This is a genomic window from Mesorhizobium sp. WSM4832 (genome assembly GCF_055811115.1).
The window spans coordinates 17,657-34,030 of the sequence record NZ_JBVVQH010000038.1 but is presented as its reverse complement, the minus strand read 5'-3'; the positions used below and the strand labels follow the sequence as shown (position 1 = coordinate 34,030).

Annotated in this window: 14 protein-coding genes; 13 read left to right on the top strand and 1 reads right to left on the bottom strand. The window is 57.9% G+C overall.

All coding sequences use genetic code 11. The features are described 5' to 3' along the window. The first annotated feature begins 213 nt into the window (after window positions 1–213). From AC0L2L_RS32780 to AC0L2L_RS32745, 8 genes are all read left to right on the top strand, one after another. Window positions 214–2,073, top strand: a complete 1,860-nt coding sequence (locus AC0L2L_RS32780) for a CocE/NonD family hydrolase (RefSeq protein WP_473583941.1) — start codon at window positions 214–216, stop codon at window positions 2,071–2,073. 33 nt (window positions 2,074–2,106) lie between these two features. Continuing rightward, window positions 2,107–2,361, top strand: a complete 255-nt coding sequence (locus tag AC0L2L_RS32775; RefSeq protein ID WP_473583940.1) for a hypothetical protein — start codon at window positions 2,107–2,109, stop codon at window positions 2,359–2,361. A 150-nt stretch (window positions 2,362–2,511) separates the two neighbouring features. Then, complete coding sequence (locus tag AC0L2L_RS32770) at window positions 2,512–3,684, top strand: M20 aminoacylase family protein (protein ID WP_473583939.1); 1,173 nt, start codon at window positions 2,512–2,514, stop codon at window positions 3,682–3,684. A 275-nt stretch (window positions 3,685–3,959) separates the two neighbouring features. Continuing rightward, window positions 3,960–5,105 (top strand): M24 family metallopeptidase, encoded by a 1,146-nt coding sequence (locus tag AC0L2L_RS32765; protein WP_473583938.1) that lies wholly within the window; start codon window positions 3,960–3,962, stop codon window positions 5,103–5,105. Between the two features lie 395 nt (window positions 5,106–5,500). Continuing rightward, the gene (locus tag AC0L2L_RS32760; RefSeq protein ID WP_473583937.1) at window positions 5,501–6,757 is read left to right on the top strand and encodes a sarcosine oxidase subunit beta family protein; all 1,257 of its coding nucleotides are present in this window, start codon (window positions 5,501–5,503) and stop codon (window positions 6,755–6,757) included. A gap of 15 nt (window positions 6,758–6,772) precedes the next feature. Then, window positions 6,773–7,039, top strand: coding sequence for a sarcosine oxidase subunit delta (locus tag AC0L2L_RS32755; RefSeq protein WP_473583936.1), 267 nt, complete (start codon window positions 6,773–6,775; stop codon window positions 7,037–7,039). After that, complete coding sequence (locus AC0L2L_RS32750) at window positions 7,036–10,065, top strand: sarcosine oxidase subunit alpha family protein (protein ID WP_473583935.1); 3,030 nt, start codon at window positions 7,036–7,038, stop codon at window positions 10,063–10,065. The genes AC0L2L_RS32755 and AC0L2L_RS32750 overlap by 4 nt, the downstream gene beginning before the upstream one ends. Beyond that, window positions 10,058–10,621, top strand: a complete 564-nt coding sequence (locus AC0L2L_RS32745; RefSeq protein WP_473583934.1) for a sarcosine oxidase subunit gamma — start codon at window positions 10,058–10,060, stop codon at window positions 10,619–10,621. Before AC0L2L_RS32750 ends, AC0L2L_RS32745 begins: the two co-directional genes overlap by 8 nt. A 150-nt stretch (window positions 10,622–10,771) precedes the next feature. On the opposite strand, the gene AC0L2L_RS32740 is transcribed toward AC0L2L_RS32745, so the two are convergent. Beyond that, a complete protein-coding gene (locus AC0L2L_RS32740) occupies window positions 10,772–10,981 on the bottom strand; it encodes a hypothetical protein (RefSeq protein WP_473583933.1) in 210 nt (69 codons plus the stop codon). 399 nt (window positions 10,982–11,380) lie between these two features. On the opposite strand from AC0L2L_RS32740, the gene ehuB reads away from it, so the two are divergent. The 5 genes from ehuB (at window position 11,381) to doeA (ending at window position 16,295) form a co-directional block, all read left to right on the top strand. Then, window positions 11,381–12,223 (top strand): ectoine/hydroxyectoine ABC transporter substrate-binding protein EhuB, encoded by an 843-nt coding sequence (gene ehuB / locus AC0L2L_RS32735; protein WP_473583932.1) that lies wholly within the window; start codon window positions 11,381–11,383, stop codon window positions 12,221–12,223. A 445-nt stretch (window positions 12,224–12,668) separates the two neighbouring features. Beyond that, a complete protein-coding gene (gene ehuC, locus AC0L2L_RS32730; RefSeq protein ID WP_473583931.1) occupies window positions 12,669–13,334 on the top strand; it encodes an ectoine/hydroxyectoine ABC transporter permease subunit EhuC in 666 nt (221 codons plus the stop codon). A gap of 2 nt (window positions 13,335–13,336) precedes the next feature. Further along, window positions 13,337–14,005, top strand: coding sequence for an ectoine/hydroxyectoine ABC transporter permease subunit EhuD (gene ehuD, locus AC0L2L_RS32725; RefSeq protein ID WP_473583930.1), 669 nt, complete (start codon window positions 13,337–13,339; stop codon window positions 14,003–14,005). Continuing rightward, window positions 14,005–14,829 (top strand): ectoine/hydroxyectoine ABC transporter ATP-binding protein EhuA, encoded by an 825-nt coding sequence (gene ehuA, locus AC0L2L_RS32720; RefSeq protein ID WP_473583929.1) that lies wholly within the window; start codon window positions 14,005–14,007, stop codon window positions 14,827–14,829. Before ehuD ends, ehuA begins: the two co-directional genes overlap by 1 nt. A gap of 284 nt (window positions 14,830–15,113) precedes the next feature. Continuing rightward, entirely contained in the window at window positions 15,114–16,295 is a 1,182-nt protein-coding gene (gene doeA, locus AC0L2L_RS32715) for an ectoine hydrolase DoeA (RefSeq protein ID WP_473583928.1), read from the top strand. Window positions 16,296–16,374: the final 79 nt, after the last annotated feature.

Below are 16,374 nucleotides of genomic sequence, written 5' to 3'. Positions count from 1 at the left end.
GGCCTTGGTCAAGACATCTTGCCTGGCAGCCTTGGCGAGCCGATAGCCGTGTACGGCGGCAGGGATTGATAATGTAGTCTGCCTACAACCTGTGTGCTTCCATCGCGCTTGGGTACGCAGCAATGGCTTCGGTGTAAATTGCGTCTGCAGCCGACCACCTTCGCCGACTATTTCCTGTCTTTGGCCGTTCCAGACTCGCCAATTGACGTCCGCATGAAGTCTGCGGTGATCAAAACCGCGTTGCAATTACATGGAAGCCAAATGGTTGAACAGTCGCTAATGGCAGGTGTTCCAATTTCCGAGCCCCTTTGTGAGCAGGTGGGCGAGCTCGACGTGGTGGCCTTCCCCAGGCCGCGTTTCGAGGTCGAGGTAGACAACGATGTCCGGATCCCGATGCGTGACAGCGTTGGACTCTATGCCGATATCTACCAACCGCGGGGAGCCGGAGAGAAGCTGCCGACCATCCTGATCCGCACGCAATATGACAAGACGCCATATCGGGATGGGCGCGATTCCAAGATGCGGAATGGTGTTGCCTATATGTTCGCGGGCCAGGGCTTCACAGTCGTCGTGCAGGATGCCCGCGGTCGCTTTCGTTCGGAGGGCAATTCCCACCCCGCCGCGTATGACGCGGACGATGGCTACGACACCGTCGGCTGGGTCGCTGCTCAGCCCTGGTCGAACGGCAAAGTTGGGACCTACGGATGCTCTTTCCTTGGACTCAATCAGGTCATGATGGCAGCAACTCGACCACCGGCTCTGGCAGCGATGGTGCCGCAGGGACCCGCCGGCGGGATGCGTAATAACCCGTATGATATCGTTAACAGTGGTGTGCCTGCGATCGGCTGGGCCTTTCGTTGGTTCCGCGAGCTTGGCAGCGAGCGGGGTACGGAGCCCCTCCCGAAGATCGACTACGACGAGGTCCTGAAGACGTTGCCCCTTGCCGACATGATGGACGGGTCGGGGCGCGCAACCAGCGACTGGCGCGACTGGGTCTCGCATGAACCCGGCGATCCATACTGGCAGCAGTTCGCCCTTTTTGACGAAAAGTCGCGTCCCAATGCGCCCGCGTTGTTCGTAAACTCCTGGTACGATCCTACAGTCGGCGCTACGTTAGACCTGTTCAACGCGTTCCAACACCAGTCGCTCACCGAGCAGGCGCGTCGCAACCAATATGTCATCATCTCACCTACGGAGCATTGTCGGAGCGAATCGGCCAGAACGCCGTACATGGTCGGCAAGCGCGACGTTGGGGACATTCGCCACGATCATTGGTCGATCTATTTGCGTTGGTATGATCACTGGCTGCGCGGCGGCCAAGTGGATCTGAGGATGCCGCGCGTTCAATATTATCTGATGGGAGCCAACAAGTGGAAATCGGCCGATAGCTGGCCGCTCCCAGACACCCGGTTCGTGCCGTACTATTTCAGCAGCGGTGGCAAGGCGAGCACCAGCAAGGGGGATGGCAAGCTCTCCGCGGCGATGGCCACGGGACCCGCCGACCATTATCGCTACGACCCCGCCGATCCGGTGCCTAGCATAGACATCGATAGCGGCGGTGGTGGCGTGGCAGCTGACGTCCGGGAGCTCGATCTGCGCCCTGATCGTCTGGTCTTCACTACGGAACTGCTGGAATCGGGTATCGAGGTGACCGGCCCATTGCGCGCTGTGCTCTATGTCTCATCATCGGCGGTGGATACTGATTTCGTCGTGCAACTGAGCGATGTCTATCCAGATGGCCGCGTCTACAACCTGCACCAAGGAATCGCGCGGGCGCGCTATCGTGATGCCTACAAGATGCCGGAACGCTACCGCGAGGATTATAGCAATCCAAGCCTGCTGACGCCGGGAAATGTCTATCGCATAGAGGTGAACATGGAGGCGACTAGCAACTGGTTCGCGCCCGGCCACCGTATCCGCGTGCAAGTGTCGAGCAGTCTCTTCCCCCACTGGGCCCGGAACCTGAATACAGGAGAGAACAACGGCACCGAAACGCGGATGGTGGTCGCGCAGAATACTATCCATCACGATCGCGACCATCCTTCCCATATTCTGCTTCCAATCGTGCCGTAAGCGTTCGGCGGTACGCCGCCTCCGCGAGAGAGCTTGTCGGGCGTTTCAGGTTGTTCTGCGGAATCTTCGCCCAAGCCATCGCTCCGCTGCGAGCGTCCGGACAGCAACTCTGTTGTAGGCGTGGTCGGCAAGCAGATTGCATCGGGTTTGCAGGGCAACGAGCGTGGCGGCGGGCTTACCGTCATGTCCCTTTCCACCCGCCAGGACAAGATATTGGAGCTTCGGCAAATCGTCAGCGCCGCCTTTTCCGTTCTGGTGAACGCGGACACAGGAGCTGTCGATCAATGATGATTTCGGCTTCAAACGCCTTGGAAACCGCCGTCAACGGCAAGCCATTCGATCCATCTAACTCCTAGATGGATATGGGCGACTTTTCATATTTGACCGCCAACCCTATGCGTGCCACGTGCAGTGATGGACTATGGGGAGTCATTTCGAATGCCCGTTATCAATCGTGTGGCCGATTTGCATCCGGATATTATAGGTTGGCGGCGGGACCTGCATCAGCATCCAGAACTCCTTTATGATGTCCATCGAACCTCTGCGTTTGTCGCTGCTCGCTTGCGTGAGTTTGGCTGCGATGAAGTTGTCGAGGGGATCGGGCGTACGGGCGTTGTGGGCGTCATCAAAGGACGGATACAATCAGACTCAAGTCGAAGCATATCCATCGGGTTGAGGGCGGACATGGATGCGTTGCCCATTCTAGAGGCGACCGGCCTACCTTATGCGTCGCAGACTCCCGGAAAAATGCATGCATGTGGCCATGACGGCCATACAGCTATGTTGCTAGGTGCTGCCTCCTACCTTGCAGAAACACGCAATTTCCGTGGCAACGCTGTATTGATTTTCCAGCCCGCCGAAGAAGAGGAAGCTGGGGCTGCGGCCATGATCAAGGATGGGCTGATGGAACGCTTCAACATATCGGAAGTGTTCGGCATGCACAATTGGCCTGGTCTCGCATTGGGATCATTTAGCATTCGACCAGGCCCTATGATGGCCGCTTACAATGTGGTGGAGATAAACATTGAGGGGCGAGGCGGTCACGCATCTGCACCGCACGACTGTATTGATCCGGTTCTAGTCGGCGCTCAGCTTATAACAGCTGTCCAGCAAATTGTGGCTCGAAACTTGGATCCCTTGGAAGCAGCGGGAGTGTCAATTTCCGAATTTCACGCCGGCTCAACACCAGGCGTGATTCCCCAATCCGCTGTTCTACGCGGCACGATACGCTCCCTTTCAGTTAAAGTGCACGAACTGATCAAGGCTCGATTGAGCGAGATCGTTGCGGGTACGGCGAAGATGAGCGGCGCAAATATCGAGCTGTCATTTATTGGTGGTGCGCCGCTGACGTTTAACCACGCTGATCAGACTGAGATAGCGGTGGCAGTCGCGAAGGGTTTGGTCGGGGAAGCCAATGTCCATTCTAATCGACCGATCATGGCAGCTGAAGACTTCGGCTACATGCTGGAAGCTCGTCCAGGAGCTTACATACTTTGCGGAAATGGCGACAGCGCCGGCTTGCACCATTCGGCTTATGACTTCAACGACGAGGCTATTCCGTATGGAACTTCCTACTGGATCAAACTTGTCGAGACCAAGCTTGCGCCTTGAAGGGATCACACCAGGCGCCGAAGCATCGCCTCTCAGGCGAAATTGACAGGCTGTCCTCCAATCTCGATGCAAGATGGGGCCTATATCAACACTGCATTTGACCGATCAAACGATGCTTCCTCATATTCGGCCTGGTCCAGCGCAAGGGCATGGGCCGTGAACTTCGGGGCAAATAGATGGTCCTTTATCCGCCCGTGAGCGTGTTTGTACGAACCAAAACCCACTCGCCCCAGGCGGACTTTATGAATAATTCCACTCAAATCGGGGAATCCGGGATGAACCACTACGTCACGTCGGCTGGTCTTGAACATGAACGTCGGCTAAACGCTGTCAAGCAGTCTTGTCGGGACCGTAACATTGACGTCTCTGTATTCACCAGCCCGGAGAATATCTGCTACATTACGGGTCTTGATTATGAAGGATATTTTGCCCTTCATGCTTTACTGATATCGCCCGATGCGGGGTCAATTCTATTTGCTCGCTATATCGAGGCGCCTACGGTTTCTCGGCAAACGTCCGGCGTTGAATTTGCCGGATACACTGACACTGATGACGTTGCTGCATTGATAACGGCTAAAATAGTCTCACTAGCCGGGGAAGGCGCGCGCGTCGGGCTTCAGCGAAATAGTGCCGCTACGGCTAAGATTGATGGCCCTCTGCAATCGTATCTTCCTAAAGCCGATATCGTTGATGCATCGGGTATCGTCGAGAGGCTGCGAGAGGTAAAATCGCCTTTCGAAATAGAGCAGATAAAGCGCGCTGCGGAGATTTCAGATCTCATGGTTTCCACCGGTCTGCGCGAAGCCAGCGAGGGGGTAGTCGAAAACATTGTTGCTGCCAAGATTTACGGTGCGATGATCGCAGCGGGGGGGCAATGTCCAGGCTTTCCACCATTCGTCAGATCGGGTGACAGAATATCAGAGCCACATACTTCGTGGACCGACGAACCACTGAAAAATGGTGCTCCGCTTCTTCTGGAATTATCGGGCTGTGTAAATCGCTATCATGCACCAATGGCCAGGTACGGGTACATTGGAGCAGCATCTGCGTCAGCCAAGCGATTAGCCGAAGTGAGCCACCAAGCGCATGTGGCCGCCTTGGCAGCTCTTAAGCCTGGATGTCTTGCTCGGGATGTCTATTCCGCTTGGAAGGCATGTCTTGACCCTGCGAATGTTAAGCCTAGAGCCCCTCACTGTGGCTATATGGTCGGTCTATCGTTCCCACCCACCTGGACTGGCGGCCCCGGGGTTCAGAGCCTGCATGAGACGAGCTCGATGGAAATCCGCGAGTCCATGGTGTTCCATCTGTTGACCTGGGTAACCGATGGGCAGAATGACCATTTTCTCTCTGACTGCGTTGTCGTCGAAAAGACCGGCGCCATTTTCCTAACGAAAACGCCAAGAGAGATCTTCGAGATCTAACAAAAAATCGATCGGCCGATAGTTCGACTGGGCGGTGGTCAGAGTTCTGGCCCCGCCTTCGCCGGTCTAAGACAAGGCAGGGTGTCAAGGCAATCGGGTCTGCCTGGGCTTGGCGCGCATAGTGGCGGCCGTCTGGTTTTGACTGGGTCTCGGCCATCTTAAAACGCGATGGCACCTTTCGAGACTCTATGTTGGTGTACCCAAAGCCAAGTGGCGCATACTTGGTCGAAGTCGTCCTAATAGATCTGCTTCTTCAACACGAAGTCGAACCCGTGCATAAAAACTCTAACCTTCCTGCGCCAGGTCGGGGTGCAAATGTCTATTCACCATCAAGCGGCGCGCGGAAAAACTCTGCAATTCTTTTGGTCTGCTGCTCATAAAATAGCGGGTTCGGCATGCACGGCTATTCGGTTTTCTCCATTCTGCGCAACGGCCTCGCGGGCCAAAGGCACTGGCCTCTAGCCTGGCGCGCGCCCAGTCCGAAATCGAACTATGATGTGGTCATCGTGGGCGGCGGTGGACATGGGTTGGCGACCGCGTTTTACCTCGCTGAGAACCATGGCATTCGAAATATAGCGGTTCTAGAGAAGGGTTATATTGGCGGTGGCAACGTTGGTCGGAATACGACGATCGTCCGATCCAACTATCTGCTCGACGGTAATACGCAGTTTTACGAATTTTCGTTGAAGCTGTGGGAGGACCTGTCGCGGACCCTCAACTACAACGTGATGTTCTCGCAGCGAGGCCAGTTGGTGGCTGCCCACTCGCCGGATCAACTCGATTATTTCAGTCATCGCGCCAACGTTATGCGGCTGAATGGAATCAACGCGGAAGTGCTTGACCGCGACGAAGTCCGGCGAATGGTTCCCTATTTTGATTATTCGGAGACGGCCCGCTTTCCGATTTACGGCGCGCACTGGCAGAGTCGCGCTGGTACTGCTCGCCACGACGCGGTGGCCTGGGGCTACGCACGTGCTGCCGATGGCCATGGTGTCGACATCATCCAGAATTGCGAGGTGACGGGATTCATCCGTCAGGGCGAGCGCATCGTTGGCGTTGAGACGACCAAAGGGCGAATTGGAGCCGGCAGGATTGGTCTTGCCGTGGCGGGGCACACCTCAACGTTAGGTCGCAAAGCCGGTCTTGAACTGCCGATCGAGAGCCATATTCTCCAGGCTTTCGTGACCGAGCCGATCAAGCCGCTGGTACATCAGACCGTTGCCTATGGTGCAGACCATTTTTATGTGAGTCAGTCTGACAAAGGCGGGCTTGTATTTGGCGGCGCGCTCGACGGCTACAATTCGTATGCCCAGCGCGGCAATCTTGGAATAGTGCGCGATGTCGCAGAGGCCGCGGTCGCCCTGATGCCCTGTATTTCGCGCCTAAGGATTCTCCGCCATTGGGGTGGGATAATGGACATGACGCCCGATGGCAGCCCGATCGTGTGTCCCACACCGATCAATGGGCTCTATCTTAATGGTGGCTGGTGCTATGGCGGCTTCAAAGCCACCCCCGCCTCGGGTTGGTGCTTCGCCCATACCCTCGCCACTGGCGCACCTCATCCGCTCATAGCAGCCTACGGCCTCGACCGCTTCCGCACTGGACGCACCATCGACGAAGCCGGCATCGGGCCGTTTGCCTGGCTGCAATAATAGGACTCACCCCAAGTGCTGCAAATCAAATGCCCCTGCTGCGGTCCGCGCGATCACGACGAGTTTCGCTATGCCGGCGACGCGTCTGTCCGACGTCCGGACCACAATGATCCCGACTTTGAACGCTGGTACCGTTACGTCTTCGTGCGGGAGAATCCCGCTGGGATCCACCACGAATTTTGGCAGCATGTGATGGGTTGCCGACAGTGGCTTATCGTCGAGCGTAATACCGTGAATCACACGATCCTTTCAGTCAAATTCATCAGGGGGACGCTGGCATGAGGCGGCTGAACAAGCTCGGGCGGATTGATCGTTCGCAGCCCATCCAATTTACCTTCGACGGCAAGACGATGACGGGCTTTCGCGGGGACAGCCTGGCCTCGGCCATGCTTGCGAATGACGTGACGATCGTTGGCCGGAGTTTCAAATATCATCGGCCGCGCGGAATATACTCGGCGGGACCGGAGGAGCCGAACGCGCTCGTAACTATAGGCACCGGCGGACGGCGTGAGCCAAACCTGCCGGCAACCACCGTTGAACTGGCGGATGGCTTGGTGGCCGAAAGCCAGAATCGCTGGCCATCTCTCAAGTTCGACGTTCAAAGCATTAATAGCTGGTTCTCGCCGTTCTTAGTGGCAGGCTTCTACTACAAGACCTTTATGGGACCAACTCGGCGTTCCTGGATGTTTTACGAGCACTTCATCCGCAAGGCGGCAGGGCTCGGCCGTGCGGGGAAGGAGCCTGATCCCGACAGGTATGAAGTTCGTCATCTCTTTGCAGACGTGGCGATTGTCGGGGCTGGACCGGCCGGACTGGCGGCCGCGCTGGCTGCAGCGGAAGCGGGCGCCAAGGTCGTGCTCATCGAGCAGGATTTTATGGCGGGGGGCTATCTCTTGTCAGAGCCTTCGGATGGCCGGGCGGGAACTTGGCTTGCTGGAATGTTGGCACGGCTCGCGAGCTTGCCAAATGTTTCCCTTATGACGCGCACCATTGCGTTCGGCACCTATGACGGCAATGTTCTCGGCCTTTTGGAACGACACGGTTCAAGATCCTCCGACCAGAGACCAGGTCAAGCGCGCCAGACCCTGGGGATTTTGCGCGCCAAGTCGATAGTCTATTGCACAGGGTCGATCGAACGTCCGCTCACCTTTGCAAACAATGACAGGCCCGGCATAATGCTCGCCTCGGCGGCGCGCACCTATCTTAATAGATACGGCGTGCTTGCGGGTAAGAGGGTGCTGGTTGCGGCTGACAATGACAGCGCCTACAGCGCGGCAATCGATCTTGCGGCGGCCGGGGCGCAAGTGACGATAGCTGATAGCCGCGCGCAGCCTGCGCCTCGACTCCTGGAGCAGGCGCGCCGCGGAGGCATCGCCGTCCGCGCGACATCGATGATCGCAAAGGCTATCGGAGGTCACAATGTCCGTGCGGTCGTGCTTGTCGAACCCCGCGGCAAGGCTACACTGGAATGCGATCTGGTAGCGGTTTCCGGCGGTTGGTCTCCGACTGTGCATCTGACCTCCCATCTCGGAATCAAGCCGGTTTATCGCGAAGACATTCGCGCTTTCGTCCCCGGCAAGCTCGGAGCGGGGCAGTTTGCGGCCGGTGCCATAATCGGAAACTTCACCCTGGGAGCTGCCGTAGATGAGGGGCATCGTGCAGCGAACGAGGCGCTCACGTTCTGCAATGCAACGAGATCATCCCAGGCGCTGGCCAAGCTTGCTCTTCCTGAGACCAACGCCGGACTTAGTGTTGGGGAAGATGATAGGTGGCCAAAACCCCCTGTGCTTCCGGTCGAGGATGAGAGCTTCTCAGATAAGGCCTACGATGGGGGCGGCGGGAAGATAAACCCTGCCAAGGGGAAGGCCTTCGTCGACCTGCAGATGGACGTAACGGTGAATGACATCGCGCTGGCGCATCAGGAGGGATACCAGTCCGTCGAACATCTCAAGCGCTACACCACACTGGGGATGGGCACCGATCAGGGCAAGACCAGCAATTTCTACGCGCTTTCCGCCATGGCCGGGTTGCGCGGCATGGCGATCCCAGACGTTGGCACTACGACTTTCCGGCCTCCCTTTACGCCCGTCGCCGTAGGGGCGCTGGCTGGGCTTAGTCACGGGCATCACTACAAGCCGTTTCGGCGAACGCCAATGCATGACTGGCATGTTTCCAATGACGCGGAGATGCTTGAGACCGGCCTCTGGATGCGACCCTGGTTCTATCATGCTTCTGGCCGCGACGTGAGCGAGGCGTATGTCGCGGAAATGCGTAATGTGCGGGAGGCGGCCGGCCTCATGGACATTTCCACACTCGGCAAAATCGCGGTTCAGGGGCCGGATGCCGCTGAATTCCTTGATCGAGTTTATGTAAACGGCTTTGCCAAGCTGCCAGTCGGTCGCGCGCGTTATGGCGTGATGCTGCGCGATGACGGCATCGTCTTCGACGACGGCACTACGACCAGGATAAGCGACCAGCACTTTTTTATGACGACATCAACCGCTCGGGCCGCGGACGTGATGTCTCGGCTCGAATTTCTGCTCGACACCGCCTGGCAGGATCTCCGCGTTTCGGTAACTTCGGTGTCAGACGAGTGGGCGACGATGTCGGTGGCCGGTCCCAAGAGCCGCGATATCCTCGCGGCCGCGTTTCCCGATTTGGACGTGTCTAACGACGCGTTGCCGCATATGGGTCTTCTTGACGGGCGGTATCGGGACAAGCCCCTTCGCATCATTCGTCTCAGCTTTTCGGGTGAGCGCGCCTACGAAGTCTATACGGGCGCGAGCGTAGGCAAGGAAGCATGGTGTCATCTGATGGAGGCCGGCGCGCGCTTCGGACTCAAGCCCTACGGCATTGAGGCTTTGGGGGCTCTACGCGTCGAAAAAGGTCATGTGGCTGGACCGGAGATCGACGGCAGGACCACGCTCGACGATCTCGGGCTACGCCGCATGGCTGGCAAACGCAGCGGCTTCGTCGGAGACATTCTTGGTCGGCGCGAAGCATTCAGCGACCCTGAGCGCCCACGGTTGGTCGGGCTGCGTTGCGTGGAGGATGGCAAACGGTTGCGCGGTGGAGCGATACTCTTCAGGCCTAACGAGCCTGTTCAGGGTCACGGGCTCGGGCGCATCACTTCGACCACCTATAGTCCCACACTTGACGCTTGGGTGGGGCTGGGGCTTCTTGCCTCCAGCGCAGCACAGGATGGCGCCGATTTTATCGCTCATTATCCCTTGAAAGGTGAGGCGGTGCGGGCGCGCGTAGTCTCGCCCACATTCCTCGACCCGAAGGGAGATTGGTTCCATGGCTAATGGTTCTGACCAAGCCGGTCTCGGGATAGAGTCCCAGGACTGCGCGATCCTTCAGTTCGACGGCTGGGATGGCGCCATGGAGCGTTTTGAGACCGACCTAGCGCCAAGACTCGGCGGGCAGCTCCCCAAGAAGATCGGTGAGACTGCGTGCCAAGACGGCAAGCTTGTCATTCGCATTGCACCCCGCCGCTTCTGGCTGCTCTCCGAAGGATCGCTAACTCCTATTGATATCGATCCAGAGTTGGGCTGCGTGCTCGAGCTCGGTGAAGGCAGGGTGCGTCTGCGGCTTTCCGATGAAAATATTAAATATGTCTTGGAGCGATGCGTCGTCGTGGATTGGGACTCTTTGCAAGAGGGGGAGGGGGTCCAAGTTGGCTTTCATCGCGTGCCCGTCCTGCTGGTGCGCACCGGATCCGTCCAATGCGATCTCTTCGTCCCGCGTAGTTTCGCGAGAAGCCTGATCGAATGGATCTCGCACATCCAAATTGCTTGCTGGCACGGCGGCCATGAGAGCGAACCATACGCCGAAGGGCGAATGGCACCAGCGCGCTCGTGAGGCGATATGCGTTGGGGCTGCCAGGTGACTCCTCGCGACCTCTCTCACTTTGGCATTGCGCGGTGCCTTGCATTAGACGTCTTGCGATAGAGCGCCGCCGTAAGGCCTGCCAAGGACAGGATGCTGCGGCCCGTGCGCGCGAGGGGCGCCTCATTGAGACCAGCTCTTGCCATTGCTTTGTTTTTTGTTCCAAGGCAGAATTTTCTTTTTAAGGTGGCGTCGTTTTCTCCGTCCAGTGCTTTTGACGCGCCCTTCCAATCGGCCAAACATTAACGTCGCGTCGGTATCGGAAACTATCCGGCTTTGCGTGCGGCGCGACAATGAAGCTTCGAGCTTCTCATCAGCATTGTCGCGCCACATTTGCGCTTGACGTGGCAGGACTTATGCGCGCTTCGTGACAAACGGGCTCCCCCTTTCTCGATTCCGAGCTTGCACTTCGTTGCTATCTCGCTTCGAGATGAAGAGGATACACAAACAGAATTTGACGGAAGCGGGTCGTCGAACGATGCTTCGAAGAAGGATGACGATGTTCCCAAGACCATCTCAGCCTCACACGAGGGCGGGGTGGGAGACAGCGGACACCTTCGAGTGATCGTTGAGGAAAGGTCACGGCGTTGGAATTGTGATTGGCAGACGAAGCCTCGGTCACTTCACTGTCCAGTATCGGGGCGATCCTGAGCAGAGGCCACTAAGCCTCCGGAGATATTAACGTCGCTGGAGCGTCATGCAAATATAAAAATGGCACTAGAGGGTAAAACAATGGGTAAGTTGAAACTCAGCACGTTGATGGCAGGTCTCGCGCTCTTGGTGGGTACGTGGACTGCCCATGCCGGTCCGCTAAGTGATCGTGTCCAGGCGGGGCAGCCAATCAGAATAGGGTTCGCCAATGTGCTGCCCTTTGGGTATCCCGACGATCAGGGTCACCCGAAAGGGTTTGCAAACGAGATTGCCCTCGGTGTCCTGAAGAAGATGGGCTACACAAATGTGGAGACAACCGTCACCGACTGGGGAGGCCTGATCCCTGGCCTTCAGGCAAACCGCTATGACATCATCACGGGCGGAATGTATATCTTGGGTGCTCGGTGCAAGAACGTCGCCTTTTCCGAGCCTATCGCGAAGCTCGGCGATGGCTTCATAGTGCCAGCCGGCAATCCCAAGCACATCAATACCTACAAGGATATCGCCGAGAAGGGGGCGGTGTTCGTGACATATGCGGGATCCAGCACAATTGCGGCCGCCAAGAAAGAAGGAATTGCGGAGGACAAGATTACGGTTGTCCCCGGACCTTCCGAGGTGCTCGCCGCGATCAAGGCAGGACGTGGTGATGCCGGCAGCATGACTTATTTGGAAGCCAAACTCATGGCTGACCAAGCAAGCGGCGAAATCCAGGCCACCGATCCTGCCGCTCTGCCGGAGTGGACCTATAACTGGGTCGGCCTCGGTTTCCGCTCTGAAGATGCCGACTTTCTGGCCAAATTCAACGAGGCTCTGAAGCAGTACATCGGATCCGATGAGATGATGAACTCTGTCAAGCAATATGGCATCGTGGCTGCCAGCCTTCCGGGCGACACGACAACCAAATGGATCTGCTCCAATCGCTAGTAACGTCATCCCGGTGGGCCCGCCAGGGCTCACCCTTGCCTCTTTTCGGATTGAACACCCGGGAAGCCGAGACGGCATCACGATAGTCGCCGTCGCGCTTGGAGCAGCCTAAGTTCGCGGTACTCGGTTGTCTTTAGGCCGCATCGATGCAGGCGAACCTTCCGGCTCGCCAAAGGTTGCCACTTGCCCGATGGACGGCTGTGCCTGCACCGAGGCGACGAAGCCAGGGAGCGCCGCAGGGCCGCCATGCCTGTTCGTCGGCTCAGCCTGACCAGTCGAAGTCGAGCCGATCGAGTTTACGAGCCTATAGCGCACCATGCCGGCCCGATGATCACTGAAGCAGGTTGGCACTTCCCATCGCCCGACTGTACAATGTAAGGGGGATGTCCCCAGCGGCTCGCTGCGGCTTTGCAGCCGATGTCCGATTATCCGTTGATGCGAGCCGATGTCCTATTTCGAATTCCTTGTCGCCCATGGGAATCTGCTGCTGATGGGCACGCTGGTCACGGTCATGCTGGCCGGCGTGGCGATCGCACTGGCGATTGTGCTAGCCTTGGCAGCGGGCCTGATGCGCCTGGCGCCGGTCGGGTCCATTCGCTGGATCGCCACTATCTATATCGAGTTTTTCCGCGGCACTTCGCTGCTCGTCCAGCTTTACTGGATCTTCTTCGTCCTGCCGCTGCTCGGGCTCTCGCTGGACAAGTTTACAGCGGGCTTTATCGGCGTCGGCATGAACCTGGGAGCCTACGGCGCTGAGCTGGTTCGCGGCGCTATCCTCTCAGTGCCCAGGGGACAGTGGGAGGCCGCCCTGGCGATCAACATGTCGCCGCTGACACGCATGCGACGCATCATTCTTCCCCAGGCTCTGGTCATCATGCTGCCGCCCTGGGGCAATCTACTGATCGAGCTTCTGAAAGGGACAGCCTTGGTCTCATTGATCTCGGTCGCCGACCTGACGTTCCAGGCCAAGCAAATAAACGCAACGACCTTCCTGTCCGCAAAAGCTTTCGGGACGGCGCTGATCATCTATTACATCATGGCCCGTTTCATCATTACACCCTTCATGCGCTGGCTTGAGCGCTTTATGGAACGCAAGCTGGGAAGGGCGTAGCGATGCTTGGTTGGGACTGGGATTTCACCTGGGAGATTCTCCCCCGCCTGCTGGCGGCGACCGCAAACACCCTGTTGGCCGCTGGCCTCGGTTACGTCATAGCGATGGTCCTGGGACTTGCATTCGCGCTGGCGCAACGTACGCCGTCGAGGACATTGACAATGGCCATGCGCGAGGCTGTCGAGTTCATCCGCTCCACGCCGCTGGTGTTGCAGATATTCTTTGTCTTCTACGTCGGACCGGAGTTCGGCATTGTCCTTTCGCCATGGGTGGCGGGCATGATCGCCATCGGGCTGCATTATGCGTCTTACCTTTCGGAGGTCTACCGCGGCGGCCTCGACAGCGTGCCAAAGGGACAGTGGGAGGCGGCGACCTCAATCAACCTGTCGACGGCGCGGACCTATTTCCGCATCATCATTCCCCAGGCCCTGCCTCCTTCCGTGGCGGGCATGGGCAATTATCTGGTGGGCATCTTCAAGGACACGCCGGTGCTGTCGGTCATCGGCGTTGCGGAATTGATGCAAACCGCGAACTCAATCGGCTCGGAAAACTATCGCTATCTTGAACCCTATACATTGGTCGGGATCATCTTCCTCTTGATCTCACTGCCTTCGGCCGCCCTTCTTCGCAGCTTCGAGGTCTGGGTTCGCCGCAAACTCGGGATGACCTGATGGATCAAACAGAAGACCTTTCCCAATACCCACTGGAGCTTACCGGCGCGGGTGTGCCAATGGTGCACTTCCAGAAGGTCGCCAAGCGTTACGGCTCCCTGACCGTTATCGAAGACCTCGATCTCGATGTCGCGGAGGGCGAGATGGTCACAATCATCGGGCCGTCAGGCTCGGGCAAGACCACGGTGCTGCGCACGCTGATGACACTGGAGCGCATCAACGAGGGCGTCATCTACGTCGACGGCAAGCCGCTCACCCACATGGAGAAGGATGGCAAGCTGGTGCCCGCAAGCCAGAAGTATCTAAGATCCATGCGCTCGAATATCGGCATGTGCTTCCAGCACTTCAATCTGTTTCCGCACATGACGGCGCTGGAGAACTGCATGGAAGGGCCGGTACACGTGCTGGGCATCCCGCGCAAGCAGGCGCGCGAGCGCTCGGAGGAGCTGCTCGAGATGGTCGGCATGGCCGACAAGCGCAACCAGCACCCCTCGCGCCTGTCCGGCGGCCAGCAGCAGCGCGTGGCGATCGCTCGAGCCCTTGCCATGCGACCCAAGGTCATGCTCTTCGACGAGGTCACCTCGGCGCTGGATCCCGAGGTGATCGGCGAAGTGACGAACGTCATCCGCCGGCTGGTGTCGGATTACAGCCTGACCATGCTGATGGTCACGCACCAAATGGGCTTCGCCCGCGACATCGCCGATCGTGTCTGCTTCTTCTTCGGCGGCAGGATCGAGGAGCAGGGCACGCCCGAGCAACTGTTCGGAAACCCGCAGCGCAAGCGAACACAGCAGTTCCTCAGCGCCGTCAAGGAGGCGGTATAGGGAAACTTGGGCGTAGGCCGACGTGTAAAACTGATGACGACGTACACGGTCTTAGGAGCCCGAGCCGCGTGGCCGCCAACAATCTTAGATCTGGGGAAGCCGAGATGCCGGCTGCCGTTGCCGATGCGATCCTGGCATCGCTCATAGAGTAAGCACATCTGAATGCCAGATGGATTAAATCTACAAACAACATTTGACGCTCGCGATGCGATCAGCGATTCTTTTCTGGCTGCTTCTTCCTGGTCTATCAGCATGAAAGAAAAGAGAATCCTGCAAGGGAAGCCATGGGGACGAAAATTCTCAATTTCAGCCTAGATGAGTTCGCGGGGCGGCTTAGCAAAACCCGAGCAGCGATGGATAGGCGCGGCATCGACACCCTTGTCGTTAGCGATCCAGCCAATATGCAGTGGTTGACTGGCTATGATGGCTGGTCGTTCTACGTCCACCAAGCGGTCATCGTACCGCCTTCCGGCGAGCCGATCTGGTTCGGTCGCGGTATCGACTCACCAGGCGCGACGCGGACCTGTTATATCGGAACCGAGAATGTTGTTCCCTATCCCGACCACTACGTCCACTCGCTTGAGCGTCATCCGATGGAACTGCTTGCGAAGCTCCTGGTTGAGCGCAAGCTGGATAAGGGCGTCATAGGCTTCGAGAAAGATGCCTACTGGTTTTCGGCCGCAGCTTACGAATCGCTTATGGCCGGCCTGCCGAACGCCAAGTTTATCGATGCGACTGTCTTGGTGAATTGGCAAAGGATAGTGAAAAGCCCAGCGGAAATCGCTTTCATGCGAAAAGCCGCTCGCATTGTCGAGCTGATGCACAAGCGCATCTACGAAAAGATTGAGCCGGGCATGCGCAAGTGTGACTTGGCGGCCGAAATCTATGATGCCGCTATTCGCGGTACGCCCGAGTTCGGTGGAGATTACCCGGCGCTTGTACCGCTGCTCCCGTCGGGGGCTGACGCCGCAGCATGCCATCTGACCTGGGACGACCAGCCGATGCGCAACAACGAGGGGACCTTTTTCGAGATCGCCGGCGTCTATCGGCGGTACCATTGCCCGATGTCACGGACGGTCTATCTGGGCAGACCAAGCGAGACGTTCTTGAACGCCGAGAAAATGACGTTGGAGGGAATGGAGGCAGGTTTGGCCATCGCCAAACCGGGGGCCAACGCCGAGGACATCTCAATCGCGTTCTGCGATGTTCTTGAACGGTACGGCATCAAGAAGGAAAATCGGGTCGGCTATTCGGTCGGGTGCGCCTATCCGCCCGACTGGGGTGAGCACACGATGAGCCTGCGTCGTGGCGACAAGACCGAGCTTCAGCCAGGGATGACGTTCCATTTTATGACGGGTCTTTGGATGGAGGACTGGGGTTTCGAAATGACCGAAACCGTTCTCATTACCGAGACCGGAATGGAATGCTTGGCCAACGTCCCACGGCAACTGTTCGTCAAAAACTAATGTGGCGAGATGAGCGCGTTTTGCACTGGTGACGGCACATGGGCTCGCTTGTATCGGTGAACCCTCCACGCTCGTGTAG

What these genes read in the sequence shown, in the direction of transcription:
- ehuC (WP_473583931.1), top strand. Translation starts at nt 12,669, where the DNA reads ATGTCCTATTTCGAATTCCTTGTCGCCCATGGGAATCTGCTGCTGATG.
- AC0L2L_RS32745 (WP_473583934.1), top strand. Translation starts at nt 10,058, where the DNA reads ATGGCTAATGGTTCTGACCAAGCCGGTCTCGGGATAGAGTCCCAGGAC.
- AC0L2L_RS32760 (WP_473583937.1), top strand. Translation starts at nt 5,501, where the DNA reads ATGCACGGCTATTCGGTTTTCTCCATTCTGCGCAACGGCCTCGCGGGC.
- ehuA (WP_473583929.1), top strand. Translation starts at nt 14,005, where the DNA reads ATGGATCAAACAGAAGACCTTTCCCAATACCCACTGGAGCTTACCGGC.
- AC0L2L_RS32740 (WP_473583933.1), bottom strand. Translation starts at nt 10,981, where the DNA reads ATGTGGCGCGACAATGCTGATGAGAAGCTCGAAGCTTCATTGTCGCGC.
- AC0L2L_RS32780 (WP_473583941.1), top strand. Translation starts at nt 214, where the DNA reads ATGAAGTCTGCGGTGATCAAAACCGCGTTGCAATTACATGGAAGCCAA.
- ehuB (WP_473583932.1), top strand. Translation starts at nt 11,381, where the DNA reads ATGGGTAAGTTGAAACTCAGCACGTTGATGGCAGGTCTCGCGCTCTTG.
- ehuD (WP_473583930.1), top strand. Translation starts at nt 13,337, where the DNA reads ATGCTTGGTTGGGACTGGGATTTCACCTGGGAGATTCTCCCCCGCCTG.
- AC0L2L_RS32750 (WP_473583935.1), top strand. Translation starts at nt 7,036, where the DNA reads ATGAGGCGGCTGAACAAGCTCGGGCGGATTGATCGTTCGCAGCCCATC.
- doeA (WP_473583928.1), top strand. Translation starts at nt 15,114, where the DNA reads ATGGGGACGAAAATTCTCAATTTCAGCCTAGATGAGTTCGCGGGGCGG.
- AC0L2L_RS32765 (WP_473583938.1), top strand. Translation starts at nt 3,960, where the DNA reads ATGAACCACTACGTCACGTCGGCTGGTCTTGAACATGAACGTCGGCTA.
- AC0L2L_RS32770 (WP_473583939.1), top strand. Translation starts at nt 2,512, where the DNA reads ATGCCCGTTATCAATCGTGTGGCCGATTTGCATCCGGATATTATAGGT.